The sequence below is a fragment of the Streptomyces sp. NPDC058308 genome, from assembly GCF_042880275.1.
GTDB lineage: Bacteria > Actinomycetota > Actinomycetes > Streptomycetales > Streptomycetaceae > Streptomyces.
On sequence record NZ_JBHVZA010000001.1, the window covers coordinates 129,139 to 156,077 of the forward strand.

The window sequence follows — 26,939 nt, forward strand, 5'->3', positions numbered from 1 at the left end:
AACGGCGCTCCCGGTCCGAAATCGGAGATCGCTACGAGTACCGGCCTCATCGTGGGCGGGGTCTCTAAAGTCGAACCAAACCCCGGCTAGCCGCTTGCCGCTTTAGACGCGCGCTATGGTCTGCGGCCAGCATCAGGGGCGTACGGCACCCGGCCCGCCCCCGGCCGCACGACGCGGCGGCGCCGTCGGGGGCCGCCGCGGTGTGCCGTACGGCCGGGTACGGCAGCGCGTCCGCGGCAGTGCGTCCGCGGCAGTGCGTGATGAGAGGGAGCGCGTGACGAGAGGGAGTTCGTGACGAGAGGGAGCGCGATGGACAGGAGCACGGCGCGGGCAGAGCCGAAGACCGGGGCCGGGGTGTGGCTGCGCCGGTACCACGATGCCGCGGCGGCGCCGGTGAGGCTGGTCTGTTTTCCGTTCGCGGGTGGTTCGGCGAGCTACTTCTTCGGGCTTTCCGGGCTGCTCGCGCCCGGCGTGGAGGTCCTGTCCGTGCAGTATCCGGGGCGGCAGGACCGGCATACGGAGCCGTGTCTCGATTCGGTGGCCGCTCTCGCCGACGGTGTGGTGCCCCAACTGCCGTGCGACGGGAAGCCGTTCGCTCTGTTCGGGCACAGTCTGGGCGCCATCGTGGCGTTCGAGGTGGCGCGGCGCCTGCGGGACCCGTCGGGTCCGGGCCTGCCGGTGCACCTGTTCGCCTCCGGCGGGATCGCGCGGCCCTACCGCCCGGCGGGTGCGGCGAAGGCGCTCGGGGACGCGGACATCCTGGCTCACCTGCGGGCGATGGGCGGCACCGACGAGCGGTTCTTCACCAGCCCCGAGCTGCAGGCGCTGATCCTGCCCGCGCTGCGGGCCGACTACCGTGCCGTGGGCACCTACGAGGCGCCGGGGCCCGAGCGTCTGGACTGCCCGATCACGGCGCTGATCGGTGACGCCGACGAGCGGACCACTCCCGAGGAGGCCGCATCCTGGCGGGAGCGCACCACGGCGGCGTTCGCTCTGCGGGTGCTGCCCGGTGGTCACTTCTATCTGGACGGCTGCCAGGAGCGGGTGGCCGCCGTCGTCACCGCCGCGCTGGCAGCGGGGGCCGACACCTGAGAGCCTGGCTTTGAACCCCCGCCTGCGCCCCGACGCCCGGCACGCCCGCGCGGGACGTGCCCCTGGCGTGCTCCGCCGAGGGAAGTCGGAGCACGCCAGGCTGGACCGGGCGCGGCAGCCGGGGGGCCGTGGCCGCGCGCGGTCGTCTCTCCCCCTGGGGTCCCCGCGCCCCTGCGGGGGAATTGAGGGGCGCGGGGGTCGTACGCGGCTGCCGCAGCTGTCGCGCACGACGCCTCAGGGCCGCAGGTCTTCCAGGCAGTGGAGCGCCTCGTCCAGAGTGGTCGCGAAGTCCATCTCCGGGTCGTTCGCCCAGTCCATCGAGATCTGCAGCATCACTCCGAACACGGCGCCGGTGTAGGCGCGCACCGCCGGGTCGCGCGGATCGCGGCCGGACCGTTTGGCGACCTGTTCGCCCATGAGTTCCATGGTCCGGCCGATGTTGCCCAGGCTGGCGCCCCAGAGCTCCGGCTCGGAGAGGATGAGGACGAACCGCTCGCGCTGCAGGGCCAGTTCCTGCGCGGGAATGTCCTGCAACATCGACCTGATGGCCTGCCGTTCGGCCTGGATCGGCGTCAGGTCGGGCGACTGGGCCTGGAACATCATCGCGAACGGCAGATCGTAGTCGTGAGAGAAGACCAGGTCCTGCTTGGTCGCGAAGTAGCGGAAGACGGTGCTGGGGGCGACCTCGGCGGCTTCGGCGATCTGCTCGATGGTCGTGGCGGAGTAGCCCTGTTCCCTGAACAAGCGCACCGCCTCCCGCTGAATCGCGGCCTTCGTTTTGGCCTTCTTGCGTTCTCTCAGACCAGGCACGGTTTTGCCCTGGTCAGACTGCGTCTGCGGCTTCATGCTCAGATTCTGCTGTCTTGGCCGTGCTCTGACCAACATGGCGGGGCAGCCACACCACGGCAAGGAGCACACCGAGCAGGCCGAGGGCGCCGGACACCACGAGGACCACGTCCAGGGCGTGGACGTACGCGGCGCGCACCGAGTCGCCGAGCGCGGAGGACTTCAGTGCCCGGGCGACCGCCAGGCCGCCGAAGACCGAGTCCTTGGCCGCGTCGTGCGCCTGTGCGGGCACTCCGTCGAGTTCGAGCTTGCCGCGGTAGCCGGAGTTGAGGACGGAGCCGAGGATGGCCGCGCCGAAGCTGCCGCCGAGCGTACGGATCGCCTGGTTGACGCCGGATCCGACGCCGGCGGAGTCCTCCGACAGCGCGCCGAGCGCCGCGTCCATGGCCGTGGGAAGGGCGATGCCGAGGCCGAGTCCGTACACCGCGGTCCATGCGGCGGCCAGACCGGTGCCGCTGTCGGTGGCCGTGGTGGCGCCGTAGAACAGGGCGGCGGCCAGCAGCGCGAAGCCGAGTCCGACCGAGGTCTTCGGGCCGAGCCCCTTGGCGACCTTGTTGGCGACCGTCACACCCACGAGCAGACCGCCGACCATCGGAAGGAGCCGAAAGCCGCTGCCCATCGCGTCGGTGCCCAGGACCGCTTGGTAGTACTGCGGCATGGTGAACAGCACGCCGAACATGGTGAAGTTGATCACCGTGCCGAGCATGGTGCCGGAGGTGAACCGGGCCGAGCGGAACAGCGAGAGGTCGACCAGTGGATCGGCCGCCCTCTTCTCCCAGAACACGAAGATCACGATGGCGAGCAGGCCGCCGAGGGTCGGCACCAGGGTGGTGACGTCCGTCCAGCCCTTCTCGCCGCCCTGGATCACGCCGTACGTCATCGCGGCGAGACCGACGCTGGAGAACACCAGGCCGCCCACGTCGAACGGTTTGGCCTCCTTGGCCTTCGACTCCGGAAGCCAGGCGGAGACCGCGAAGAAGGCGAGGATCACCACCGGCACGTTGATCAGGAAGACCGAGCCCCACCAGAAGTGGTTGAGCAGGTAGCCGCCCAGGATCGGGCCGAGCGGATAGGCAAGCATCGCCGCACCGGCCACCGCTCCGATCGCCTTGGGCCGCTCCTCGTCGGAGAACATGACCGGCAGCAGCGACAGCGTGGTCGGCATGATCAGCGCGGCACCCAGGCCGAGCACCGCACGCGCGCCGATGAACGTGCCGGACGACGTGGCATAGGCACAGGCCAGCGAGCTGATGCCGAAGATCACCAGGGCGCTGAGCAGGACCTTCTTGCGCCCGAAGCGGTCACCGAGCATGCCCGCGGGGATCATTCCCGCCGCGAACACCAGCGTGTACGAGGTGACGAACCACTGCAGCTCGACGTTGTTCGCACCCAGATCGTCGGCCATGGCCGGCAGCGCCAGGCTCAGGATCGTCACATCGAAGCCCACGACCATGGAGGCGAGTACGAGAGCTCCGACGGCCCACCACCGCCGCGCACCCAGATCTGACACGAGAGTCGACCTCCTAAAGAGAGCTCAATATCTAGTCGGAGCGTACTCTCATTTTTTTCGGAGGGGTACCACCCGTTCCGTATGGAAGGCGTCAAGGCCCGCGTGCAAGGGGTCAAGGCCCACGCGGAAGGCGTCAAGGCCCGTGCACCAGTCGCCCCGGACGCGAGATGAAGGGCCCCCTAGGGGTGGGCGGGAGACGGCCATAGGGGCTGTTGAGGGGCGGGGGTGGGGTTGTGACGCCCCGAGCCGCGCCGTGACGCTGAGGCCGTGACGAAGAACGCGACGACCAAGAAGCCCCCGACGGTGAACAAGACCGTCGCCCCCGAGCCCAGCGACATCGGCCACTACTACGACCACAAGGTCTTCGACCTGATGACCCAGCTCGGAGACGGCAACCTGCACTACGGCTACTGGTTCGACGCCGGCCGCCAGGAGGCCACGTTCGACCAGGCCATGGTGCAGATGACGGACGAGATGATCCGCCGCCTCGACCCCGGCCCCGGGGACCGCGTCCTCGACATCGGCTGCGGCAACGGCACCCCGGCGATGCAGCTGGCCCGCGCCCGCGACGTCGAGGTGGTCGGCATCTCCGTCAGCGCCCGCCAGGTCGAGCGCGGCAACCGCCGGGCACAGGAGGCCGGGCTCGCCGACCGCGTCCGCTTCGAGCAGGTCGACGCCATGAACCTGCCGTTCGACGACGGGTCCTTCGACCACTGCTGGGCACTGGAGTCCATGCTCCACATGCCCGACAAGCAGCAAGTCCTCACCGAGGCCCTGCGCGTGGTGAAGCCCGGCGCCCGGATGCCCATCGCCGACATGGTCTACCTCAACCCCGACCCCGACAAGCCGCGGACCGCCACCGTCAGCGACACCACCATCTACGCCGCGCTCACCGACATCGGCGAGTACCCGGACATCTTCCGCGCGGCCGGCTGGACGGTCCTCGAACTGACCGACATCACCCGCGAGACCGCCAAGACGTACGACGGATACGTCGAGTGGATCCGCGCCCACCGGGACGAGTACGTCGACATCATCGGCGTCGAGGGGTACGAGCTCTTCCTGCACAACCAGGCGGCCCTCGGCAAGATGCCCGAACTCGGGTACATCTTCGCCACCGCACAGCGCCCCTGACCCCTCGCGCCCTCCCCTCCCACCCCAAGGGCCCGCCTGTGAAGAACCTCCGCATCCCCGTGTCGACGACCGTCAACCTCAACGTCCGGCACCGGCCCGCAGGCGGTCCGGGCGCCGCGGGCCGTCCGTTCCTGCTGCTGCACGGCATGCTCTCGAACGCCCGGATGTGGGACGAGGTCGCCGAACGCGTCGCCGCCGCCGGACACCCGGTCTACGCCGTCGACCACCGCGGCCACGGCGCATCGGACGCGCCGCCGGACGGGTACGAGAACGCGGCCGTCGTCACGGACCTGGTCGAGGCGATCACCGCACTCGGCCTGTCCGGCGCCCTGGTCGCCGGACACTCCTGGGGCGCGCACCTCGCGCTGCGCCTGGCGGCCGAACGGCCCGACCTGGTCTCCGGTCTCGTCCTGATCGACGGCGGCTGGTACGAATTCGACGGGCCGGTGATGCGCGCCTTCTGGGAACGCACCGCCGAGGTGGTCCGGCGCGCGCAGGAGGGCACCACGAGCGCCGCCGACATGCGCGCCTACCTGAAGGCCACCCACCCCGAGTGGTCGGACACCTCCATCGAGGCGCGCCTCGAGGACTACCGCGTCGGCCCTGACGGCCTGCTCGTTCCCCGCCTGACCTCGGAGCAGGTGATGTCGATCGTCGAGAGCCTGCAGCGGGAGGCCCCCGCCGACTGGTACCCCAAGATCACCGTGCCGGTCCGGCTGCTGCCCATCGTCCCGGCCATCCCCCGGCTCTCCGACCAGGTGCGCGCCTGGGTGGCCGCCGCCGAGGCGGCACTCGAGCAGGCGACGGTGCGCTGGTACCCCGGCTCCGACCACGATCTGCACGCCGGGGCGCCCGACGAGATCGCCGCCGACCTCCTGCTGCTGGCACGCGAGCTGCCCGCGCCCACGAGAGCGCCGCGGCCCGGCGGCAAGGCGGGGGTTAGACCCGCTTAAGCAGCCGCGGCAACCCTGGCAACCACAGTGCGCGGCTCACCCCTGCCCACGCAGTCCCACCTGAGGCTTCACGCGCGAGAACAGGAAGGCTGACCATTCCCGTGGCGAATCCCGTGGCCAACGAAGAGAAGCTCGTCGAATACCTCAAGTGGACCACCGCCGAGCTGCACCGGACGCAGCAGCAGCTGCGCGAGCTCGAGGCCGCGCAGCACGAGCCGATCGCCGTCGTGTCCATGGCCTGCCGGCTGCCGGGCAAGACCCGCACCCCCGACGACCTGTGGGACCTGGTCTCCGAGGGGCGCGACGCCGTCACCGGATTCCCCGACGACCGCGCCTGGGAGCTGCCGGAGGAACCCCCGTACGCGGAACTCGGGGGCTTCATCGACGACGCGGCCGGTTTCGACGCGGGCTTCTTCGGCATCGGTGCGACCGAGGCCGTGGCCACCGAGCCGCTGCAGCGCCTCATGCTGCATCTCGCCTGGGAGACCGTCGAACGCGGCCGCATCGCCCCGCACACCTTGCGCTCCACGCTCACCGGCGTCTACGTCGGCGCCACCGGACACGACTACGCGACACGTCTGGAGACCGCACCCGACGAGCTGCTGCCCTACCTCGGCGGCGGCACCTCCGGCAGCCTCGTCTCTGGCCGCATCGCCTACGCGCTGGGCCTCGAAGGTCCCGCCATCAGCGTGGACACGGCCTGCTCGTCCTCGCTGGTCGCCCTCCACCTGGCCTGCCAGGCGCTGCGCCGCGGGGAGTGCCGGCTCGCCCTGGCCGGTGGCGGCACCGTCATGTCGACACCGCACACGTTCCACGCGTTCGCCCACCAGAAGTCCCTCGCGGCGGACGGCCGTTGCAAGCCGTTCGCCGCCGCGGCGGACGGTATGGGCCTGGGCGAGGGCGTCGGCCTCGTCCTCCTGGAACGGCTCAGCGAAGCGCGGCGCAACGACCACCCCGTGCTCGCCGTGATCCGCGGCTCGGCGGTGAACCAGGACGGTGCCGGGTACGGCCTCGCCGCCCCCAACGGCCCCTCCCAGCAGCAGGTGATCCGCGCCGCCCTCGCCGACGCCGGGCTCGCCCCGGACCAGGTCGACGCCGTCGAGGCGCACGGGACGGGCACGCCCATCGGCGACGCCATCGAGGTCCAGGCCCTCCTCGCCACGTACGGTGCCCACCGGCCCGCCGACCGGCCCCTGTGGCTGGGCTCCGTCAAATCCAACACGGGCCACACCCAGGGCGCCGCCGGTACCGCCGCACTCATCAAGATGGTCCAGGCCCTTCGGCACGGCACACTCCCCCCGACCCTGCACGTGGACCGGCCCACCCCGCTCGCGGCCTGGAAGAAGGGCGGGGTCCAGCTGCTCACACAGGCCGTCGACTGGCCCCGCCGCGAGGAACCCCGGCGGGTCGGCATCTCCGCGTTCGCCACGTCCGGTACGAACGCCCACCTCATCCTGGAAGAGCCGCCGGTCATCCTGGAAGAGCCGCCGGCCCTCGACGACGTGCCGACCGGGACGCCCACCGGTTCGCAGGTGGTGGCCTGGACCCTGTCAGCGCGGACCCCCGAAGCCCTCCGGGCGCAGGCGGCGGCTCTCGTCACCCAGCTGACGGCCGCCGACCCCGCGCCCCCGCCCGCCGACGTCGCCTACTCGCTCGCCGCCACCCGCAGCCCGATGGAGCACCGCGCCGTCATCACCGGCGGGGACGGCGCCGAACTGCTCGCCGCCGCCCGCGCGTTGGCGGCGGGCGACGACCACCCCGCCCTGGTGCGAAGCGCCCCCGACGACGCTTCCGTGAGTCCCGGGAACATCGTCTGGCACTTCGACGGCGGGCCGTCGGACGACGCGGCACCGGGCGCGGAGCTGTACGCGGCCTTCTCCCTGTTCGCGACCGTCTTCGACGAAGCCTGCGGCCTGCTCGGCACGCGGCACGGGGCCCCGCTGCCCGCCGGACTCCTGCGCTTCGCGGCCCACGTCGCGTACGCCCGGCTGCTCCTCGAAGCCGGGGTCCACCCGCACACCCTCACCGGCGACGGAGCCGGCCACATCGCCGCCGCGTACGCCGCGGGGGTCCTGGGGCTCGACGACGCGTGCCGTCTGGCCGCCGCCCACGCCGCGGCCACGGCGGGCGGCGCGCCGCCGCCCACGCCCGACGCCTACGAACCCGTGCTGAAACAGCTGACGTTCCACTCCCCCACGCTCACCCTTACGAGCACGGCTCCGGCGGACACGCCCCTCACGTCCCCCGCCTACTGGCACCACCACCTCACCTCACCCCCCGCCGCCGCACGGCCCGGCCCCGACGCCCTCTCCCCCGACACGCCCGCGGTGCACGACCTCCTGGTCGCACTCGCCCGGCACCACACCACGGGCGGCACCGTCGACTGGACCCCGCTCGTCCGGCGCACCGCCCGCCCCCGGGCCGTCGACCTGCCCACGTACCCCTTCCAGGCCACGCGCCACTGGCTGCACGACCACACCACGCACCCCTCGGTGTGACACGCCGACAACCCACTCACACAGGAGCATCCATGACCAGCACCGGCAACACCCCCGGCCAGGACGCCACCGAGCTGGAGAAGCAGCTCGCCTCGGCCACCCCCGAGGAGCGCGAGCAGCTGCTCACCGACACGATCCGCACCCAGGCCGGCACGCTGCTCAACACGGCCCTCGACAACGACAGCAACTTCCTGGAGAACGGCCTCAACTCCCTCACCGCCCTCGAACTCACCAAGACCCTCATGACGTTGACCGGCATGGAGATCGCGATGGTGGCCATCGTCGAAAACCCCACACCCGGCCAGCTCGCCCACCACCTCAGCCAGGAGCTGGCCCACACCACCGCGTGACACGCCGGAAAAGGCGCCCCGTGCCCGCACCCGCCGGGCGCCTTCCCTGCTTGCCGACGGGTACGTCGTCGTCGGGCCTGACGTTGCCCCCGAAAACGAATCGAGGGCCGCTTCAGATTGCTCTGAAACGGCCCTCGATCTGCGACTCTCTCGAGTCGGGACGACAGGATTTGAACCTGCGACCCCTTGACCCCCAGTCAAGTGCGCTACCAAGCTGCGCCACGTCCCGGTGCCCGTGTGACCTGGGGTTTCCCCTGGCCGAACGCGCACCGAAACAATACCGCACTCAGACCGGTGATCGCTCACCCCTTTCCCTGGGGGCCCTCGCGGCCGGCCTCGGCCTCGTACTGGTGCGGACCGCCGCCCCGCCACTCGATGAGCGGCGAATCCCCAAGAACCAGCCCTTCGGCGTCCTCAAGCCCGGCGCGCCTCAGGAACTCGATCAGATCCCGGTCGTCGTGGGCCAGCCCCAGGGCCACGGAGCCCACCATGACGCGACGCCCGCCGCCCGGGGCCGCGGGCTGGACGACGATCGCGGACATCATGAGTCCGATGTGCGACACCGCGCCAGGCGGCGCAGCCGCACGCGGGCGGCAGGATCGCGCAGGCGTGGATGGAAGTGCAGCCGGGCGGTCAGGTGGATCAGTCGGCGCCGCAGAGCGGTGCGCTCCGGCTGTTCGGCCAGCTTCTCGTACGTGAGGGTCCACTCCCGCTGGGTACGGATGAGTTCGCGGTGGATGGTGTGACGCATACTTCGATGGGATCACACGTTCGATTTCTCGGGCAAGCGGGCGCGAGAGGGCGGAAGGGCGAGCGGTGAACGCGTTCACGGCGGGGCGGGCCCCACGAGGGCCTGGCCCACCGGGGCCCGCCGAGGACGGCGCCCGCGCCGGGCGCGGAGTTCACCCGCCTGTCACGCCCTGGGGCCTGGCCAGCGCTCTCTGCATATTCACTCCGTGGCCGCTACCCCCACCTCTGGGTGCTCTTCGAGGAGCCTGGGTGGGGCGGCCTGCCGCCAGGAGTCGGCCAGGATGTCCTTGAGCTCGTCGGCGTCCAGCGCCGCGAGGCGCACCCGCACCCAGGCGGAACCCGCCTCGTGGGGGGCGACCCAGAACTTGTCCGGCTCCGCGAGGACCAGTTCGTCGCGCTCGACCTTCGGACAGCGCACGGCGAAGGACGTCTCGTCGTCGGGGACCGTCACGAACATCTTTCCGGCCACCCGGAACGTGGGCATGCTCCACGCCACCTTCTCCACCGTCTCCGGCAGGGCGAGGGCGATGCGGCGCACGTCCTCGGACGTCACGCGGGAACGGGATCTGGACTTCGACATGCCATGAACGGTAGCCAACGCCACTGACAGTCACCGGGATCCGGGCCTCACAGCACCCGCTTGTCCAGCCAGGACGTCAGGTCCTCCTGGACCTCGTCGCGGTTGGTCTCGTTGAGGATCTCGTGGCGTGCGCCCGGGTAGCCCTTCCACGTCAGGTCCTCGGCGCCCGCGTACCGGAAGTCCTCCAGGAGTTCGTGGACCAGCGTCATCCCCTGGTTGCAGGGGTCCTGCTCGCCGACCGCGATGTGGACCGGCAGATCGGCGGGCACGCGCGCGATGTTGCGCGGGTCGTTGATCTTCCGTACGGCACGCACCCAGTCCAGGGAGAGCCCGGCGGAGAACGCGAACCCACAGCGTTCGTCGGCTGCGTACGCGTCGACCTCGGCCTCGTCCCGCGAGAGCCACTCGAAGCCCGTGCGGTGGGTGTACGCGTCGTTGAACGAGGCGAAGAGGTCGGAGACGTACGAGGACCTGGCGGCGCGGCCCTGTTCGGTGACCTCGCGTTCCAGGCGGGTGATCGCCCCCTCGATGTCGGCGCCGGGCAGCGAGCGGAACGTACCCGAGAGGATCACGCCCGCGAGGCTGTCGGCGTACTCCTGCGCGTAGTCCCGCGCGAGCATCGAGCCGAGGCTGTGCCCGAGGAGGAAGAACGGGGCGCCGGGGTGCAGGGTGCGCACCTGGTCGCCGATGGCCTTGAGGTCGTCGACGATCGCCCGCCAGCTGTCGGCGCCGTCCGGGTCCGTCCCCTCCGAAGTGACGCCGTAGCCGCCGGTGGCCTGCGCGGTGGCGCCGTGGCCGCGGTGGTCGGAGGCGACCACGCCGTAGCCGTGCGCGGTCAGATGGCGGGCGAAGCGGTCGTAACGCAGGGCGTGCTCGGCGGCTCCGTGCGCGATCTGGACGTAGGCGCGGGGCCTGCCGTCGGCCGGCAGCCAGGTGTAGGTGGCGACGGGCACGCCATCCGCCGCGTTCAGCAGTCCCGCGGTGTACGCGGCGGCGGAGGGGGTGGTGGCATCGGCTCGGTCGGCCATGGTGAGGGGCTCCCTGAGGGTGCGGCTGGCTGGCTTGTACGGAGCAGCCTCCCCCGCACGCGGGACGTCATGCAGGCGACCCGGCGCACCCCTGCCGACCCATCGACCCTCCGCCGAACCGGAACCTCCCCTGAGTCCCGCCCCGTGAAAGCGCTTTCTAGCAGCGAACAGCGGCTATCCGCTCAAGCGCGGACGTGGACGCACACTCACACGCAGACGCAGACGCAGACGCAACTCACCGCACACCCGGCGACCGGCAGCCGTCCATCCGCCAAGCCCAGGGTGCGCCATGAGTTCCACGGCACGGAAGAGCGCGCCACGACGCGCACTGAGAAGCGCACCAAGACCCCTCCTCGTCCTCATCGCTCTGCTCGCCCTCGTCGTGAGGGCTCGGCGCCGGTCCGCCCGGCGCCGAGCCGCTTGTGGAAGAGCGTGGTCGGGCGAGGGGTGCCGGACGGGTCCGTCGCGTAGTCGGGGATGGTTCCCGACCGGGTCCAACCCGCTCTTTCGTAGAGGGACTCGGCGGGGCTGCCGGTCTCGGTGTCGAGGACGAGGAGCGTCACGCCCGCCTGCGCCGCGGCCTCCTCGGCGACGGTCAGGAGCGCGCGGGCGAGCCCCCGCCCGCGCGCGGAGTGATGCACCATCAGCTTGACGAGCTCGGCGCGGTGGCGGCCGTTGGGCTTGTCGACGAACGCGACACCGACGGTGCCCATGACGCGCCCGGCGTCCACCCCCTCGCCGCGGGCCACCCAGACGGCGAGCCGCCCTTCCCCGACAGCCGGGCCGAGCCCGCGCCACCAGGCGGCGGCGGTGGCACGGTCCAGATCGGCGAGGAAGCCGAGCGAGTTGCCGCCCCGCACGGTGTCGACCAGAAGGTCGGCCAACGCGTCGGCCGACGCGTGGAGTTGAGCGGCGTCGAGCCGGGCGACGCGGGTGCGCGTGGCGACGGAGCTCACGGTTTCACCACCACGAGCGCGTACCGCACGGCCTCCTCACCGCGACAGCGGAACCGCGACGCGCCCCACAGCCGGAAGCGCAGGCAGTCCCCGACGGCCAGCGTGTGCGCCTCCCCCTGCACGGTGACTTCCACGGATCCTTCGAGCACCCAGATGTGCTGCTCCAGACCGAGCACGGGCGGCCGGTCGTACGCGATGTCGGCGCCGGGCTGCAGCCGGACCTCCACCAGTTCGCCGCGCATCCCGGTGCGCGGCGGGGAGACCGCCCAGCGCATGAATCCCGCCTCGTCGTCGGACCAGACGGCCTGGTCGACGGCTGGGACCAGCTGCGCGGGCTCCGCCTCCACCTCGCTCAGGAGCTGCGACATGGTCCGTTCGTAGACGGCGCAGAGCCGGTTCAGGAGCGCCGCCGTGGGACTGATCTCCGCACGTTCGGCCCGGGACAGGGTGGAGCGGCTGATGCCGCTCAGTTCGGCCAACTCGCCCAGGGACCAGCCGCGTTCGGCGCGCAGCTCGGACAGTCGGGCGGCGAGGCGCGCGTCAACTCCTTCGTGTTCCATATCTGGCACGATATCCCTGATATGGGATGACGGTAAAGAGTGAGCTGCCTCTCAGCCGTGCGCCGACACCGCGCCGAGCAGCTCCCTGATCCGCCCCGTCGCCACGCGGAACCCGTCCGAGGCGAGGGCCTGCGCGTATCCCAGGTCCGGGGTCCGGCGCCAGGCCGACCTCGACGACCTCCGTCACCGTGCCCGGACGCGGACTCATCACGACCACACGGTCCGCCAGGTACGCGGCCTCGGCGATCGAGTGCGTCACCAAGAGCACCGTCGTGCCGGTCTCGCGCCAGACGCGGTTCAGCTCCACGTTCAACTGCTCCCGCGTGAGCGCGTCGAGGGCACCGAAGGGCTCGTCCATGAGCAGCACGGGAGGCTCGTGCAGCAGCGCGCGGTACAGCGCCACCCGCTGCTGCATGCCGCCGGACAGCTCGTGCGGATACGCGTCCTCGAAGCCGCCGAGTCCGGCCATGCGGATGGGCTCGTCGGTCCGCGCGCGGGCCCGCTCCGCGGGGAGCTTCCGCATCTCCGCCTGGAGCAGGATGTTGCGGCGCGCCGAGCGCCAGTCGAGCAGGGCTGCGCTGGAAGACGTACCCGATGTCGCGCCGCGGTCCGCGCACCGGTTCGCCGCCCAGGAGCACCTCGCCCGACGACGGCGCGCGGTACCCGTTCTCGCGTCGTCCTTGTTTCTTCAGCTTCGCGTCGTTGGGCATGCCCACCCCTTGATCCCCTTGTCCCCCTTGACTGCCTTGACTCCCTTGGCCGGATCCCAGTACTCCGTCACCGACTTGGGGTTCTCGACCATGCCCGTGGACCGATGCGGGGCTCTGCGGTGCGAGGAATCCAGAAATCGCTCCCGGAAACCGTCAGAAAGCGCTTTCTGGTAGGCCGTCCGCCCCGCTTATGACTGGCTGACGGCAGGGTCAAGAGGCGGATCCGAGTTTCGTGGCGTGCACGGTGCGGGGGGTGCGATGACCGAAGCGGAGCGCGGGCCGCAATGGGAGTCGACGAACGGGGCTCGGAGGAGCACGGCACCGTCAGCAGGTACGGCGCCGTCAGTGGGCACCGCGCCAGCGAACGAGCACGGCATCGTCGACAGACACCGCGCCCAGCGGATGGGCACGGTGCCGCCGAGGGACGCCCGGTCAGCCGGACGTCGGGAGGGCCTGCGGGTCGACTTCGCAGTGGTCGACCGACTCGGCCAGTCCCCCGCCGGTGATCTCCACACGGACCGTCGCCTTGCCCTTGGCGGGCACCTTGACCTTCTCGCTGCGCTCGATGACGGTGATGCCGTCCGCGTCCACGAAGGTGACCGAGGCCCAGAAGCGCGCGGCCCGGTCGTTGCTGTTCGTGACCCTGACGGTCGCGTACGGGGCCGACTTGGTCGCGCAGCGCACCAGCTTGGCCTTGCCGTCCTTCAGCGCGTCGCCGCTGCCGCCCGAGGAACTGGAGGAGGTGGACCCGCCCGTCGGGCGCCGGTTGTAGCCGCCGCCGCTCGTGCCGTTCCTTCCGCTGCTCCCACTGCTGCTGCCGTACTCGTCGTCATCGTCGTCGTAGCCCGAGCCGCCCGATGTCGACGATCCCGACGACCCGTAGCCGGACGAACCCGAGCTGCTCGACGAAGAACTGTCGTGGTCCTGGCTCGAACTGCTGCACCCGCCTCCGCCACCACCGCCGCTGCCGTGGCGGCTGCTGCCACCGTGGCCCCGGCCCGTCGTGAATCCGGTCAGCGCGAGCGCCGACAGCACCAGGACGGCTGTGACCTTGAGTGTGCTCCCCCGATTTTTCATTCGGTCATCATACCGATAGGCAACGACGAGGACCGGCCGGGGCCAGCGAGGCCAATGCCTCAACTCGCCTGCTCAGCATGCGCTTTCGCCGCTCTCCGCACTCGTCAGAAGTGCGCTCGCGACGACACCGAAGAGGCGGTCGGCGCGCGGCGCGAGCGAGGGCTGATCGCCGAGCCAGGCGAGCATGGCGATCAGTGCGAACAGGTCGGCGCCGTCGATATCACTCCGCGCCTTGCCCGCCGACTGGGCGCGGGCGAGGAGCCGCGCACCGGCGGCGCGCAGAGCGAAGCACGAGGCGTGGAGTGCGGATTCGGTGTCCTCGATGGCGGCCGCCATCAGCGCGGTCACGCCCCGGTACTCGGTCGTCCAGGCGACGCCGTCGCGCACCCACGAAACGAGAGCGTCCTCGGGCGTACTCGACGCCTCGAGCTCGGCCGCCTTCACCGTCAGTTCGTCGAAACCCGTGCGAAGCAGGGCGTCGAGCAGCGCCTCGCGCGTCGGGAAGTGCCGCAGCAACGTCGCGAGTCCGACCTCGGCCCGGCGTGCGATGTCACGCAGGGACACGTCGACGCCCTGCTCGGCGATGGCGGCGCCCGCTACTGCGAGCAGATGATCGCGGTTCTTCTTGGCGTCGGCCCGCACCTGTCCCCCTTGTCCATCCGGCTCGCCCATCCGGCTCGTCCGTCCGGCTCGTCCATCCGGTGACCACCGGGCATTCTCCCGGATCGATTGACTAAACGGATCAGCGATCCATATATTCGGATCAGTGGTCCACTTATGTGGATCGCCGATCCGAATAAGCGTATCCCGCGGCGCGAGCAGGAGAAGACGATGGCTACACACACCATGAGGGCGATCCGGCTGCACGAGTTCGGCGGCCCTGGCGTTCTGCGCCACGAGGAGGCGCCGGTGCCCGAACCGGGGCCGGGTGAGGTCCTCGTCCGCGTGCACGCGGCCGGGGTCAACCCTCCCGACTGGTACGCACGTGAGGGGATGCCCGGCGTACCCGCCGAGCTCAAACCCCCGTTCCACCTCCCCCTGATTCCGGGAACCGACGTCTCGGGCGTCGTGGAAGCCCTCGGCCCCGGCGCCGGCGCCGGCGCCGACCGCCTCTCGGCCGGGGACGAGGTGATCGGCCTCCTGCGTTTCCCCACCGCTCTCCAGGGCAGCGCGTACGCCGAGTACGTCACCGCCCCGGCGACCGACCTCGCCCGCAAGCCGACCACCGTCGACCACGCGCACGCCGCCGGTCTGCCCATGTCCGGGTTGACGGCATGGCAGTACCTGATCGAGCTCGGGCACGACCGCCCCTCACCGTTCCAGGAGGCCCAGCACCGCCCGATGGCCCTCGACAGCGCGACCACGGTGCTCATCAACGGCGCCGCCGGCGGCGTCGGCCACCTCGCTCTGCAGCTGGCCAAGTGGAAGGGGGCCCGCGTCATCGCCGTGGCCTCCGGCGCCCACGAGACGTTCCTGCGCGAGCTCGGCGCCGACGAATTCATCGACTACACCAAGGAACGGCCCGAGGACGTCGTCCGCGGCGTCGATCTCGTCCTGGACACCGTCGGGGGCCCCGACAGCAGGCGCTTCCTGCGCACCATCAAGCGCGGCGGGTCCCTCTACCCGGTGTACTTCGGCGAGTTCGACGACGAGGAGAACGCGGAGCTGGGGATCACCGTCACGCTCACCCAGGTCCGGTCGAACGGCGCGCAACTCACCGAACTGGGCCGCTTGGTCGACGCGGGCACGGTGCGTGTCGCGCTCGACAGCACGTTCCCGCTCGCGGACGCCCGGGCGGCTCACGAACGCGCCGCCCGAGGACACATCCAGGGCAAGATCGCGCTCACCGTGGATTAGGGCCTACCCGGCCGGCGCTTACCCGGCCGGCCCTTACCCGGCGGATCAGGGCGCGAGCGGCGGTCAGCCTGCCGCCTCGCCCAGCGCGTCCAGCACCGGGCGGATCAGCGGATGGCCCTCCGCGCCGCACCGCACCGCCGCGAACACCCTGCGCGTGGGGGCCGCGCCCTCCACGGGGCGCACCACGGCCCCCGACACGTCCATGCCGCGCAGCGCCGAGCGCGGCACCAGGGCGACTCCGGCGCCGGCCGAGGCGAGGGCGACCACCGCGCGGAAGTCGTCCGACCAGTGCTCCAACAGGGGCTGGAATCCCGCCTGTTCGCAGGCGAGGACGACCACGTCGTGGCAGGGGTTGCCCGCGAAGGGGCCGATCCACGCGTCCTTGGCGAGTTCGGCGAGGGCCACCCGTTCCGCGTCGACGAGGCGGTGGCCGCGCGGGAGCACCGCGTCGAAGGGCTCCGCGTAGAGCGGCACGCGGGTGAGCCGCGGGTCGTCGGCGCCGGGCGCTCCCCGGTACTCGACGGCCACGGCCACGTCCACCTGCCGGTCGAGGACCATCGGCAGGCTCGCGTCGCCCTCCGCGTCCTGCACGCGGACCCGGATGCCGGGCGCCGATGCGGCGAGGCGGGCGAGGGCGGGCGCGACGACGAGGCCGATGCCGGTGGCGAAGGCCGCGACGGTCACCGTGCCTGCTTCGCCGGAGCTGTACGCGGCGAGCTCGGCCTCGGCGCGCTCCAGCTGGGCGAGGACGGCGTTGGTGTGCGTGAGCAGGATCTCGCCGGCCGCCGTCAGGCGCACCCCGCGCGCCGAGCGCTCGACGAGACGGTGGCCGGTCTCCTGCTCCAGGGCGGTGAGCTGCTGGGAGACGGCGGACGGGGTGAGGTAGAGCGCGGCGGCAGCGGCCGTGACCGTGCGGTGGTCGGCCACCGCACGGAGGATGTGCAGCCGCCGCGCTTCGATCATGTGGTCGATTCTCCCAAACCGGTGGCCCCTGGCGCACCACCGGCCCCGACCGGGGCTCCCCCGCCCGCCCGGGCGGCCGCCGGAGGCGTCAGGCCTGGCCCGCCTCCGCCAGCTCCGCGCGGGCCGCGACGAACGCGTCGACCGCCCGGTTCACGTCCCGCGTCGAGTGCGCGGCCGACAGCTGGACGCGGATGCGCGCCTTGCCCTGCGGCACCACCGGGTAGGAGAAGCCGATCACGTACACGCCGCGCTCCAGGAGCAGCTCGGCCATCCGGCCCGCCACGGCCGCGTCGCCGATCATGACCGGCGCGATGGCGTGGTCGCCGGGCAGGACGTCGAAGCCCTCCTCGGTCATCCGCGAGCGGAACAGGGCCGTGTTCGCGGCGAGGTGTTCCCGCAGGTCACCGGCCGACTCCAGGAGGTCGAGAACCTTCAGCGAGGCCGCCGCGATCACCGGGGCGAGGGTGTTCGAGAAGAGGTACGGGCGCGAGCGCTGGCGCAGCAGGGCGACGATCTCGGCGCGGGCCGCGACGTAGCCGCCGGAGGCGCCGCCGAGGGCCTTGCCCAGCGTGCCCGTGATGATGTCGACGCGGTCCATGACGCCGTGCAGCTCGGGGGTGCCGCGGCCGCCGGGGCCCACGAAGCCGACGGCGTGCGAGTCGTCGACCATGACCATGGCGTCGTAGCGCTCGGCGAGGTCACAGATCTCCGCCAGCGGGGCGACGTAGCCGTCCATGGAGAAGACGCCGTCGGTGACGACCAGCTTGCGCCGGGCGCCGCCCTCGGTGGCCTCCTTGAGCTGCTGCTCCAGGTCGGCCATGTCGCGGTTGGCGTAGCGGAAGCGGCGCGCCTTCGACAGGCGGATGCCGTCGATGATCGACGCGTGGTTGAGGGCGTCGGAGATGACCGCGTCCTCGGCGCCGAGCAGCGTCTCGAAGACGCCTCCGTTGGCGTCGAAGCACGAGGAGTAGAGGATCGTGTCCTCCTGGCCGAGGAAGGCGGACAGGCGCGCCTCCAGCTCCTTGTGCACCTCCTGCGTGCCGCAGATGAAGCGGACGGAGGCCATGCCGTAGCCCCAGCGGTCGAGCGCCTCGTGGGCGGCGGCGACGACGTCGGGGTGGTCGGCGAGGCCGAGGTAGTTGTTCGCGCAGAAGTTCAGGACCTCGCCGGGGCGGCCCCCCGCGGTGACGGCGACGGTCGCGGACTGCGGGGTGCCGATGACGCGCTCGGGCTTGTGCAGACCGGCGGCGCGGATCTCGTCGAGGGTGGCCTGGAGGTCTTCGCGTACGGAGTCGAACATGCGGGAATCCTTAGGGGTTTGCCTTGGGGGCGTGCGCCGGGAGGGTCAGGAGGTCCAGTCGAGGATGACCTTGCCGCCGCGGCCGCTCGCCGCGTCGTCGAAGGCCGCCTCGAAGTCGCGGTGGCCGTACCGGCCGGTGATGACGGGCGACAGGTCGAGGCCGCCTTCGAGCAGCACCGACATCGCGTACCAGGTCTCGAACATCTCGCGGCCGTAGATGCCCTTGATGGTGATCATCGAGGTGACGATCCGCGCCCAGTCGACGGCGAAGTCCTCGGCGGGCAGGCCGAGCATGGCGATCTTGCCGCCGTGGGTCATGTTGGCGACCATGTCGCGCATCGCGCGCGGGTTGCCGGACATCTCCAGGCCGACGTCGAAGCCCTCGCGCAGGCCGAGCTCGCGCTGGCCGTCGGCGATCGCGGAGTCCGCGACGTTCAGGGCGAGGCTCACGCCGATCTTGCGGGCCAGTTGGAGGCGCTCCTCGCTGACGTCGGTGATCACGACGTTGCGGGCGCCGGCGTGCCGGGCGACGGCCGCCGCCATCAGGCCGATGGGGCCGGCACCGGTGATCAGTACGTCCTCGCCGACCAGCGGGAAGGACAGGGCCGTGTGCACGGCGTTGCCGAACGGGTCGAAGATCGCGGCCACGTCGAGGTCGACCGGGACGCGGTGGACCCAGACGTTGCCCGCGGGCAGGACCACGTACTCCGCGAAGGCCCCGTCCCGTCCGACGCCGAGGCCGACCGTGGCGCGGCAGAGGTGGCGCCGTCCGGCCAGACAGTTGCGGCACTTGCCGCAGACCAGGTGGCCCTCGCCGCTCACCAGGTCGCCCGCCGTGATGTCGGCGACGTCACGGCCCACCTCGACGACCTCGCCGACGAACTCGTGGCCGACCACCAGCGGCGCGCTGATCGACTGCTGCGCCCAGCCGTCCCAGGCCCGGATGTGCAGATCGGTACCGCAGATCCCGGTGCGGAGCACCTTGATCAGGACGTCGCCGTGGCCTGTCACCGGCTCCGGCACGTCCTTCAGGCTGAGACCCGGCTCCGCCTTCTCCTTGACCAGCGCCTTCACCGCTACGGCTCCCGTCGTACGTCGTTTCTTCCCCCGACGAGACAGGAATCTTCCCTACGGCGGCGCCCCGGTCCATCGAGGATTTCTTAAGCGCCGCCGCAGCTTTCCTTCAGGCCTCGTGGTTCAGCGGGTCTGACCGCGTTCGAAATAGGCGATCAGCTCCGGGTCGAGCGCCGGTACCTCCCGCGGCGTCCCGCCGTCCCGCAGCGACTGCGTCGCCCGGACGCCCGCGGCCACCGCCATGCGCGCCGCGACCGGCGAGGTGTCGGTGCGCCCTCCCTCGCGTGCGAAACGTACGAACTCGTCCATGAGCAGCGGGTCGGCGCCGCCGTGCCCTCCGTCGTCCTCGGCGTCCGGCACCAGATACTCGGCGTCCGCCTCGCCCCGGTAGCCCGAGCGGCGCGCGTTCCACACCTTCACCGCGGCCCCGGGCCCGTCGCCGAAGTTCTCAAGGCGGCCCGCGTCGCCGATGACGGTGTAGTTGCGCCAGTAGTCGGGGGTGAAGTGGCACTGCTGGTAGGCGGCCAGGACGCCGTTGTCGAGGCGCATGTTGACCAGGGACACGTCCTCGACGTCGATGACGGCGTTGAGGCCGCGCTGGGTGTGCGGCGGCCAGTGGCCGTCCTCGGTGTACCAGTCGTCGGTCTTCGGCTCACCCGGCGCGCGGCGGTGCGGATTGCCGCCGTAGACCATGAGGTCACCGAGGGCCTGCACCTGGCGCGTGTAGCCGCGGCCGAGCCAGTGCAGGACGTCGATGTCGTGGGCGGCCTTCTGCAGCAACAGGCCGGTGGTGTACTGCCGTTCGGCGTGCCAGTCCTTGAAGTACCAGTCGCCTCCGTAGCCGACGAAGTGGCGCACCCAGACCGTCTTGACCTCGCCGATCTCACCGCGCTCGATGATGTCGCGCATCAGCCGGACCACGGGCATGTGGCGCATGTTGTGCCCCACGTAGAGCCGGGTGCCCGTCTCGTACGCGGTCCGCAGGATCTCGTCGCACGCCTCGATGCCGATTTCCAGGGGCTTCTCGACGAAGACGGGCTTGCCCGCGCGCAGCGCCTCGCAGGCGAGCTCCGCGTGGGTGTGGTCGGGGGTGAGGACGACGATGGCGTCGACGTCCGGGTCCTCGACGACCTTGCGGTGGTCGCCGGATATCAGCGCGCCGGGGAAGGCCGTGGCCGCCTCGGCCCGGGCCGCGGCGTCGTGTTCGGCCAGCGCGGTGACGCGGGAGCCCGCATCCGGCCGGTGGGCGGTGCGGGCCAGCGAGCCCCGCAGTCCGAAGCCGAGAACGCCGAGACGGAGGTCGGTCATGGAACTTCCTTCGCTTGTGCCGGTGTTGCGGGTGTGCTCGAGCCGGAGGCGGCCAGAGCCGGGGTGCTTGCGCCGGTGCCGGGGTGCTTGCGCCGGTGTGCTTGCTGCGGTCTTCCGGTGAGCTCGATCCTTGTCCATCCGGCCGCCCGGCCCTCTTGCGCACCGTAGCAACCGCTTACATGCTGGCGCGGAATCGGCACACCCATGAGCCCCGACGCCCCGCCCCGCCCCCGCTCGAGGAGTCACGCCCACATGCCCGCACCACACCTGCACCTGCCGCCCACCGACCGCGTCCGCTCCCCGCTCACCGGATGGACCCGGGCGCACTGGGAAGCGCTCGCCGACCGGCAGTTGGAGGCGCTCGTCCCGTACGCGACACCGGGGTTCGCGCAGTACCGGCTGCCGGGCCGCAACAGCTGGTCCGGGGTCGTGTCGGACGGCCTTGAGGGGTACGCGCGGTCGTTCCTGTTGGCCGCCTTCCGCATCGCGGGGGCGGGCGGCGACGTCGACCCCCGCCTCATCGAGCGGTACGCGCGGGGCCTGACGACGGGCACCGACCGGGCGAGCGGTGAGGCCTGGCCCCAACTCACCGACTGCTCGCAGCAGATGGTGGAAGCCGCGTCGATCGCCATCGGGCTGCACGAGACGCGCCGCTGGATCTGGGACAGGCTCGACACGCGGGTCCAGGAGCGGGTGGCCGACTGGTTCTCCGGCTTCGTCGGCGCAAAGACCTGGGACAACAACTGGCGGCTCTTCCAGGTGGTGTCCGAACAGTTCCTCGCCTCGGTGGGCGCTCCGTACAGCCGGTCGGACATCGACGGCGGCCTGGACCGCATCGAGGACTGGTACCGCGGCGACGGCTGGTACACCGACGGCGACGGGCGGAACTTCGACTACTACCTCGGCTGGGCGATGCACCTGTACCCGCTGCTGTGGGCGCGGATGGCCGGCGACGAGGACGGTGGCCGCGCCAAGGTCTACCGCGAGCGGCTCACCCAGTTCCTCACCACCTACCCGCACTTCTTCGGCGGCGACGGCGCCCCCGTCCACCAGGGCCGCTCCCTGACCTATCGCTTCGCGGCCGCCGCGCCCGTCTGGATGGGCGCCCTCGCCGACTGCACCCCGCTCGCTCCCGGCCTGACCCGGCGCCTCGCCTCCGGCGCCGCACGGCACTTCGTGGAGCGCGGCGTCCCCGACGAGCGCGGGCTCCTGCCGCTCGGCTGGTACGGAACGTACCTGCCCGCGACCCAGGCCTACTCGGGCCCGGCCTCCCCGTACTGGGCGAGCAAGGGCTTCCTCGGCCTGCTGCTGCCCGCAGGCCACCCGGTCTGGACGGAGCGCGAGCTGCCGCTCCCCGTCGAGGAGTCCGACCAGTACACGGCGCTCCCGCAGCCCGGCTGGCTGCTGCACGGCACCCGGCACGACGGCATCGTCCGCCTGGTCAACCACGGCAGCGACCACAACCTCCTCGAAGGCCCCGCCCAGGACGACCCGCACTACGCCAAGTTCGCCTACTCGACGGCGACCGCCCCGGAGACCGCACCCCGCGCGTGGGCGCGGGCCGTCGACAACCACCTGGCGCTCCTCGCCCCCGACGGCACGGCCTCGCGCCGCCGCCGCATCCACCCGCTGCGCTGCTCGGGCCGGGTGGCCGCCTCCCGGCATGAGGCCCAATTCCCCGGCGGCGACGAGGAGTTCACCATCGAGACGACGAGCGCGCTGCACGGCCCGTGGGAGATCCGCGTGCACCGGGTGCGGGCTCCCGCGGGCGCGAGGGTCCGCGAGGGCGGCCACGCGGTGGCCGACGAGACGCAGCCGCACGCCGAACGGGGCCCCGGCTGGGCCCTCACCCGTACGACCACCGGCCTGACCAGCGCGGTCGTCAGTCTGTACGGCTGGGACGAGGAGGCGGGCATCGCCCGCGAGGTGGCGGCCAATGCGTACGGGCCGCACTCCGCGACGCCGTTCCTGACCTCGGCGGCCCACCCCGGCGGCGACAGCGTCCACGTCACCCTGGTCGCCCTGTCACAGGACACGGTCCGCCCGCGGGCGCTGCGCGAGTCCGTCACGTGCGCGGTGGACACCGACCGCGTCCGCGTCCGCTTCCCCGACGGGACGGTACTCGACCTCTGATGCCCGGTCAGATCCCGCCCGCCTCCCGCCGGTGGATCTCCTCGACCAGCTCCGCGGCCATGCGCTTGATCGTGTCGAGCCCCGCCGTGCCCCAGCGGCGCGGCTCGACGTCCACGACACAGACCGTGCCGAGGGCGATCCCCGTGCGGTCGATCAGGGGCGCGCCCAGATAGGAGCGGATGCCGCTCTCGTCCACCACGGGGTTGCCCGCGAACCGCGGATAGTCACGGACGTCCTCCAGGACGAGGGCCTTGCGGCGCACCACGACGTGCGGGCAGTACCCGTGGTCGCGGGCCATATAGCGACGCGCGTCACGGTCGGCGGCGGTCCCTGGGGCCGGTTCGGCGGCGACGAGGGTGCCGTGCGGAGCGTGCAGTCCGGCGAAGAACTGCCGGTCCTCGTCGATGAAGTTGACCATGGAGCAAGGCGCGCCGGTCAGCTCGGCGAGCCGTTCGGCGAAGACGTCGAAGGCCGGTTCGGGGTACTGCCCGATGCCGAGTCCGCGCAGCCGCCGTACCCGTGCGGGAGCCTCCTTGTCGACGGGGGTGAGGAGCAGGTGCCCGGTCGGGTCGTACATCACGTGTGGGCTCCGTAGCTCGGCGCCGGGGCATGGTTGAGGAGGTGTTTGACGAGGATGAGGAGCGTCTGGATGCCGGAGCTGGAGATCCGTGCGTCGCAGCGCACGACGGGCACTTGAGGGTCGAGGTCGATCGCGGACCGCACCTCCTCGGGTTCGTAGCGGTGGGCACCGTCGAATTCGTTGATCGCCACGATGAAGCCCATGCCGCGCTGTTCGAAGAAGTCCACGGCGGCGAAGCATTGCTCCAGTCGGCGGGTGTCGGCGAGCACCACCGCGCCGAGGGCCCCTTCGGAGAGCTCGTCCCACATGAACCAGAACCGCTCCTGCCCCGGTGTGCCGAAGAGGTACAGCACGTGCTCCGGGTCGAGCGTGATCCGTCCGAAGTCCATGGCGACGGTGGTGGTGGTCTTGTTCTCCACGCCCGACAGGTCGTCGGTGGCTGCGCTGACGGTGGTCAGCAGTTCCTCGGTGCTCAGCGGGGCGATCTCGCTGACCGCGCCCACGAAGGTCGTCTTGCCGACCCCGAAGCCACCGGCGACCAGGATCTTGAGTGCGGTGGGGAAGGGGTCAGAGCTGTCGTCGTAGTCCATCGAGCACTGCCTCCAACAAAGACCGGTCAGTGGGGTTGTGGTAGAAGTCCGGGGCCTTCTGGGTGAGGGCCCCGCAGTCGAGGAGATCCGAGAGGATCACTTTGGCCACGACCGCGGGCAGCTTCAGCTGGGCCGCGATCTCGGCGACGGAGATGGGCGCCTCGCACAGACCGAGGGCCGTGGAGTGCTCGGGCCCGAGGTAGCCGAGGGGGGTGGATCCTGTCGCCATCACCAGGGAGAGCAGGTCGAGTTGGCTACTGGGTCTGGTCCGTCCGTTGCTGACCGTGTAGGGGCGGACGAGCCGCCCGGCGGCGTCGTCCAGCCAGGGCCCGTCGTGCGGGGCCGCCATGGTCAGCGCCTCATCGACGCGGGTTCGCCCGCGGGCTGCCGCGGGGCGGTGATCAGATACGGGCGCACGCTCTTGACCAGCATCGCCATCTCGTAGCCGAGGACGGCCGCGTCGGCGTCGCGCCCGGCGAGCACGGCCAGACAGGTGCCCGAACCGGCGGTCGAGACGAACAGGAGCGTGGAGTCCAGTTCCACGACGACCTGCCGGACGTCCCCGCCGTCGCCGAACCGGACGCCCGCGCTGCGCCCGAGCGAGTAGAGCCCCGAGGCGAGGGCCGCCATGTGGTCGGCGCTGTCCGGGTCGAGGCCGTGCACCGACTTCACGAGTCCGTCGGAGGAGAGCAGGACCGCGCTGCGGGTGTGCGGCACGCGCTGCACGAGGCCGCTCATCAGCCAGTCGAGATCGGATACATGGCCGGTCGGCGCATCGCTCGCCATGGTGGATCGACTCCTTGAGGTACAAACGTACGTAGGTCTGCCGGGGCAGAGGTGGTGGGGGGTGCCGGGCCTGCCGGTGCTGGTCAGCCGCCTTGTCCTCGTCCGTCGTGGGGGGCGCCGACCTCGTGCTCCAGCGGGGTGGGGTCGCGGGCGTCCTGCGCCTGGGCGAGGCCGATACCGCGCTGGAACGCCGCCATCAGGCCCGGGTCGTGGCCGACGTGGCCGACGTCGGGCCGCGGCGCCGGGGCGTCGCGCAGCTGAGGTGCGATGTGTTCCTGGGCGCGCCGCTTGGGGAGCTGCGGTCTGCCGACACGGCCGCGCACGGCGCCGCCGAGCGGCGTGGGCGGCGCCCCGGCGTGCTCGGCGGCGGCCTGCCGGTCCTCGGGCCGGATGCCGGGGGTGGCCTCGGCGGGCGTCGGGCGGTCCTGACGGGAGCCGCGCACGGGGAGGGGGGCGGGCGCGGTGCCGTTCGCGGTGCGCGGGCGGTACGGCGTGGCCACGGGTGCGGGGGCCACGGGGTCCGGGCGGGGCGCCGGGTCGGGTTGCGGGCCGGGAGCGCGGGGCTCGGTCCGGGGTGCGACGCTCGGCCACAGCGGGGTGGTGTCGGGTGCGTCGTCCCGTACGGCTCCGATGCCTCCCGTGTCCGGCGCGGCACCCCGCGCCGCCTCCTCGGCCGCCGGACGGCGCCGGGTGACGGGCTCTGCCTGCTGTTCGGCGCCCAACAGCTCCTGCGGCAGGATCAGTACGGCCTGCACGCCGCCGTAGATGTTGGTCTGCAGCCGCACCGCCACACCGTGCCTGCGGGCGAGCGCGGCGACCACGTAGAGCCCGATGCGGCCGTCCTGCAGCAGGTGCGCGACGTTGACCTGGTCGGGGTCGGTGAGCAGCCCGTTCATCTTGTTCTGCTCGGTGACGGGCATGCCGAGGCCGCGGTCCTCTACCTCGACGGCGATTCCGGCGGTCACGGCGTTGGCGCGCAGCAGGACCTGGGTGTGCGGCGCGGAGAACACCGTGGCGTTCTCGACGAGTTCGGCGAGCAGGTGGATGACGTCGGCGACGGCGTGCCCGCGCAGGGTGCCGTCGATCGGGGGCACCAGTTTGACGCGGGAGTACTGCTCGACCTCGGCGATGGCCGAGCGCATCACCTCGGTCATGGAGACGGGGTTGCTCCACTGGCGCCGCGAGACGGCGCCGCCGAGGACGGCCAGGTTCTCGGCGTGCCTGCGGATGCGGGTCGCGAAGTGGTCGACGTGGAAGAGGCCCTTGAGCAGTTCGGGGTCCTCCACCTCGTTCTCCAACTCGTCGAGCAAGGAGATCTCGCGGTGTACGAGTGACTGCAGCCGCCGGGCGAGGTTGACGAAGACCTCGACCTTCTGTTCGCTGCCCGCGTGGCTGGAGAGCTGGGAGGCCTGCACGACGGCGCCGACGGCGAGGTCCTGGGCGCGGGTCAGCTCGTCGGCGAGCTGGTCGAACTCGTCACCGCCCACTCTGGCCCGGGCGGGTGTCCCCGGTGTCGGCGGCTGGTCGCCGCGGCGCAACTGCTCGACGACGGAGCGCAGTTCGGCCTCGCCGCGCGCGGTGCTGCGGCGCAGCGCGCCGACCCGGTCGTGCAGGGACTTCGCGGCGCGCTCGGCGGCGACGGCGGCGGTCACGATGCCCGCGAGGCCGACCAGGGCGGCCGCGGTGAGGACGGTGAGCAGGACCGGTCCCGGCCGGGCGCCGGTCGAGCGCAGCGTGAACAGCACGGCCGCGCAGGCGCTCAGGCCCACGGCGACGGCGGGCAGCACCGCCATGCGCAGGAGCTGCGGCCGTATGTGCGTCTCGGGCAGTGCGGCGCTGCGGCTGCCTGGCCTGCCGTGCCGGCCGCCCTCACGGCGGTCCGTGCGGGCGGCCGGTGCGCGTAGATGAGACATCTGCGTCCTCGGTACGTGGCGACGAGGGTCCAGCGGTCGGCCCGACTCCCCTTTGCGGCGTGCTTGCGGCATCGCCGTGCCGGCCGGCAGGTCGCGACGTCAGCCCTGCGTCGTGATCCCTGCGTCGCCCGACGGCCACTCACGGTAGTCGGCAACGCATCACGTGCGGTGGGCAGTTGACAAAGTCAGCGGTGCAGCGTCCCGCTCTGGTGTGACGCCTCGCACGGGGGTCCGATTCACCTCGTACGCAGGTCCGATTCAGGTCTCGTACGGGGAGCGGCTCTCGCACGAGGAGCGGCGGCGCCCTCCTCGGAACGTCGCCGCCAGGGCGACGGCGGTCGGCCGTACCAGCCGATGGTGACTCCTGGCCGTCAGCCCGCTGTAATGGCCT

26 protein-coding genes, 1 tRNA gene and 1 pseudogene are annotated in these 26,939 nt (G+C 71.8%); 7 read left to right on the plus strand and 21 right to left on the minus strand.

Going from position 1 to position 26,939, the window contains the following annotated elements; translation table 11 throughout:
* Positions 1 to 309: 309 nt before the first annotated feature.
* Complete coding sequence (locus ACFVYL_RS00270; protein WP_389712030.1) at positions 310 to 1,092, plus strand: thioesterase II family protein; 783 nt, start codon at positions 310 to 312, stop codon at positions 1,090 to 1,092.
* Positions 1,093 to 1,326: 234 nt separating this feature from the next.
* Here the strand turns inward: ACFVYL_RS00270 and ACFVYL_RS00275 are convergent, their stop codons facing one another.
* Complete coding sequence (locus ACFVYL_RS00275) at positions 1,327 to 1,938, minus strand: TetR/AcrR family transcriptional regulator (protein WP_389712031.1); 612 nt, start codon at positions 1,936 to 1,938, stop codon at positions 1,327 to 1,329.
* On the minus strand, positions 1,916 to 3,448 hold the full coding sequence (locus ACFVYL_RS00280; RefSeq protein ID WP_389712032.1) for a DHA2 family efflux MFS transporter permease subunit: 1,533 nt from the start codon (positions 3,446 to 3,448) through the stop codon (positions 1,916 to 1,918). The genes ACFVYL_RS00275 and ACFVYL_RS00280 overlap by 23 nt, the downstream gene beginning before the upstream one ends.
* A gap of 267 nt (positions 3,449 to 3,715) precedes the next feature.
* On the opposite strand from ACFVYL_RS00280, the gene ACFVYL_RS00285 reads away from it, so the two are divergent.
* The 4 genes from ACFVYL_RS00285 to ACFVYL_RS00300 all read left to right on the plus strand — a co-directional run bounded on the left by ACFVYL_RS00285 (position 3,716) and on the right by ACFVYL_RS00300 (position 8,383).
* The gene (locus ACFVYL_RS00285) at positions 3,716 to 4,582 is read left to right on the plus strand and encodes an SAM-dependent methyltransferase (RefSeq protein WP_389712033.1); all 867 of its coding nucleotides are present in this window, start codon (positions 3,716 to 3,718) and stop codon (positions 4,580 to 4,582) included.
* 38 nt (positions 4,583 to 4,620) lie between these two features.
* Entirely contained in the window at positions 4,621 to 5,535 is a 915-nt protein-coding gene (locus tag ACFVYL_RS00290) for an alpha/beta fold hydrolase (protein WP_389712034.1), read from the plus strand.
* 101 nt (positions 5,536 to 5,636) lie between these two features.
* Positions 5,637 to 8,033, plus strand: coding sequence for a type I polyketide synthase (locus tag ACFVYL_RS00295; RefSeq protein ID WP_389712035.1), 2,397 nt, complete (start codon positions 5,637 to 5,639; stop codon positions 8,031 to 8,033).
* A 32-nt stretch (positions 8,034 to 8,065) separates the two neighbouring features.
* Complete coding sequence (locus tag ACFVYL_RS00300; RefSeq protein WP_389712036.1) at positions 8,066 to 8,383, plus strand: acyl carrier protein; 318 nt, start codon at positions 8,066 to 8,068, stop codon at positions 8,381 to 8,383.
* 155 nt (positions 8,384 to 8,538) lie between these two features.
* Here ACFVYL_RS00300 and ACFVYL_RS00305 read toward each other — a convergent pair.
* The 10 genes and pseudogenes from ACFVYL_RS00305 to ACFVYL_RS00350 form a co-directional block, all read right to left on the minus strand.
* Positions 8,539 to 8,612 (minus strand) — tRNA-Pro (locus ACFVYL_RS00305).
* A gap of 73 nt (positions 8,613 to 8,685) precedes the next feature.
* Entirely contained in the window at positions 8,686 to 8,928 is a 243-nt protein-coding gene (locus ACFVYL_RS00310) for a hypothetical protein (RefSeq protein WP_389712037.1), read from the minus strand.
* Positions 8,925 to 9,134, minus strand: a complete 210-nt coding sequence (locus tag ACFVYL_RS00315) for a hypothetical protein (protein WP_389712038.1) — start codon at positions 9,132 to 9,134, stop codon at positions 8,925 to 8,927. The genes ACFVYL_RS00310 and ACFVYL_RS00315 overlap by 4 nt, the downstream gene beginning before the upstream one ends.
* A gap of 198 nt (positions 9,135 to 9,332) precedes the next feature.
* Positions 9,333 to 9,713: an MmcQ/YjbR family DNA-binding protein gene (locus ACFVYL_RS00320; protein WP_389712039.1), complete on the minus strand. Its 381-nt coding sequence runs from the start codon at positions 9,711 to 9,713 to the stop codon at positions 9,333 to 9,335.
* A 47-nt stretch (positions 9,714 to 9,760) separates the two neighbouring features.
* Positions 9,761 to 10,741, minus strand: coding sequence for an alpha/beta fold hydrolase (locus ACFVYL_RS00325; RefSeq protein WP_389712040.1), 981 nt, complete (start codon positions 10,739 to 10,741; stop codon positions 9,761 to 9,763).
* Between the two features lie 359 nt (positions 10,742 to 11,100).
* Complete coding sequence (locus ACFVYL_RS00330; RefSeq protein WP_389712041.1) at positions 11,101 to 11,697, minus strand: GNAT family N-acetyltransferase; 597 nt, start codon at positions 11,695 to 11,697, stop codon at positions 11,101 to 11,103.
* A complete protein-coding gene (locus tag ACFVYL_RS00335; RefSeq protein WP_389712042.1) occupies positions 11,694 to 12,257 on the minus strand; it encodes a helix-turn-helix domain-containing protein in 564 nt (187 codons plus the stop codon). Before ACFVYL_RS00335 ends, ACFVYL_RS00330 begins: the two co-directional genes overlap by 4 nt.
* A 51-nt stretch (positions 12,258 to 12,308) precedes the next feature.
* Positions 12,309 to 12,922 (minus strand): annotated as a pseudogene (locus ACFVYL_RS00340) (ABC transporter ATP-binding protein); the annotation flags it as partial.
* Between the two features lie 477 nt (positions 12,923 to 13,399).
* Positions 13,400 to 14,044, minus strand: a complete 645-nt coding sequence (locus ACFVYL_RS00345) for a hypothetical protein (protein ID WP_389712043.1) — start codon at positions 14,042 to 14,044, stop codon at positions 13,400 to 13,402.
* Positions 14,045 to 14,116: 72 nt separating this feature from the next.
* Positions 14,117 to 14,686, minus strand: a complete 570-nt coding sequence (locus tag ACFVYL_RS00350; RefSeq protein ID WP_389712426.1) for a TetR/AcrR family transcriptional regulator — start codon at positions 14,684 to 14,686, stop codon at positions 14,117 to 14,119.
* 189 nt (positions 14,687 to 14,875) lie between these two features.
* Between ACFVYL_RS00350 and ACFVYL_RS00355 the strand changes: the two genes are divergently transcribed.
* Positions 14,876 to 15,901: an NADP-dependent oxidoreductase gene (locus tag ACFVYL_RS00355; protein ID WP_389712044.1), complete on the plus strand. Its 1,026-nt coding sequence runs from the start codon at positions 14,876 to 14,878 to the stop codon at positions 15,899 to 15,901.
* A gap of 63 nt (positions 15,902 to 15,964) precedes the next feature.
* On the opposite strand, the gene ACFVYL_RS00360 is transcribed toward ACFVYL_RS00355, so the two are convergent.
* From ACFVYL_RS00360 to ACFVYL_RS00375, 4 genes are all read right to left on the minus strand, one after another.
* On the minus strand, positions 15,965 to 16,864 hold the full coding sequence (locus ACFVYL_RS00360) for a LysR family transcriptional regulator (protein ID WP_389712045.1): 900 nt from the start codon (positions 16,862 to 16,864) through the stop codon (positions 15,965 to 15,967).
* Positions 16,865 to 16,952: 88 nt separating this feature from the next.
* Positions 16,953 to 18,164, minus strand: a complete 1,212-nt coding sequence (locus ACFVYL_RS00365) for a glycine C-acetyltransferase (protein WP_389712046.1) — start codon at positions 18,162 to 18,164, stop codon at positions 16,953 to 16,955.
* 45 nt (positions 18,165 to 18,209) lie between these two features.
* Positions 18,210 to 19,238 (minus strand): L-threonine 3-dehydrogenase, encoded by a 1,029-nt coding sequence (tdh, locus tag ACFVYL_RS00370; protein WP_389712047.1) that lies wholly within the window; start codon positions 19,236 to 19,238, stop codon positions 18,210 to 18,212.
* 123 nt (positions 19,239 to 19,361) lie between these two features.
* Positions 19,362 to 20,546, minus strand: coding sequence for a Gfo/Idh/MocA family protein (locus ACFVYL_RS00375; RefSeq protein ID WP_389712048.1), 1,185 nt, complete (start codon positions 20,544 to 20,546; stop codon positions 19,362 to 19,364).
* Positions 20,547 to 20,798: 252 nt separating this feature from the next.
* On the opposite strand from ACFVYL_RS00375, the gene ACFVYL_RS00380 reads away from it, so the two are divergent.
* Positions 20,799 to 22,679: a DUF2264 domain-containing protein gene (locus ACFVYL_RS00380; RefSeq protein WP_389712049.1), complete on the plus strand. Its 1,881-nt coding sequence runs from the start codon at positions 20,799 to 20,801 to the stop codon at positions 22,677 to 22,679.
* 7 nt (positions 22,680 to 22,686) lie between these two features.
* Here ACFVYL_RS00380 and ACFVYL_RS00385 read toward each other — a convergent pair whose 3' ends face one another.
* From ACFVYL_RS00385 to ACFVYL_RS00405, 5 genes are all read right to left on the minus strand, one after another.
* Positions 22,687 to 23,259, minus strand: coding sequence for a GAF domain-containing protein (locus ACFVYL_RS00385; RefSeq protein ID WP_389712050.1), 573 nt, complete (start codon positions 23,257 to 23,259; stop codon positions 22,687 to 22,689).
* Positions 23,256 to 23,849, minus strand: a complete 594-nt coding sequence (locus ACFVYL_RS00390) for an ATP/GTP-binding protein (protein WP_389712051.1) — start codon at positions 23,847 to 23,849, stop codon at positions 23,256 to 23,258. Before ACFVYL_RS00390 ends, ACFVYL_RS00385 begins: the two co-directional genes overlap by 4 nt.
* Positions 23,827 to 24,198: a DUF742 domain-containing protein gene (locus ACFVYL_RS00395; RefSeq protein WP_389712052.1), complete on the minus strand. Its 372-nt coding sequence runs from the start codon at positions 24,196 to 24,198 to the stop codon at positions 23,827 to 23,829. The genes ACFVYL_RS00390 and ACFVYL_RS00395 overlap by 23 nt, the downstream gene beginning before the upstream one ends.
* Positions 24,199 to 24,200: 2 nt before the next feature.
* Entirely contained in the window at positions 24,201 to 24,635 is a 435-nt protein-coding gene (locus ACFVYL_RS00400; protein WP_127909528.1) for a roadblock/LC7 domain-containing protein, read from the minus strand.
* A gap of 83 nt (positions 24,636 to 24,718) precedes the next feature.
* Positions 24,719 to 26,548 (minus strand): ATP-binding protein, encoded by a 1,830-nt coding sequence (locus ACFVYL_RS00405; RefSeq protein ID WP_389712053.1) that lies wholly within the window; start codon positions 26,546 to 26,548, stop codon positions 24,719 to 24,721.
* Between the last annotated feature and the right edge of the window lie 391 nt (positions 26,549 to 26,939).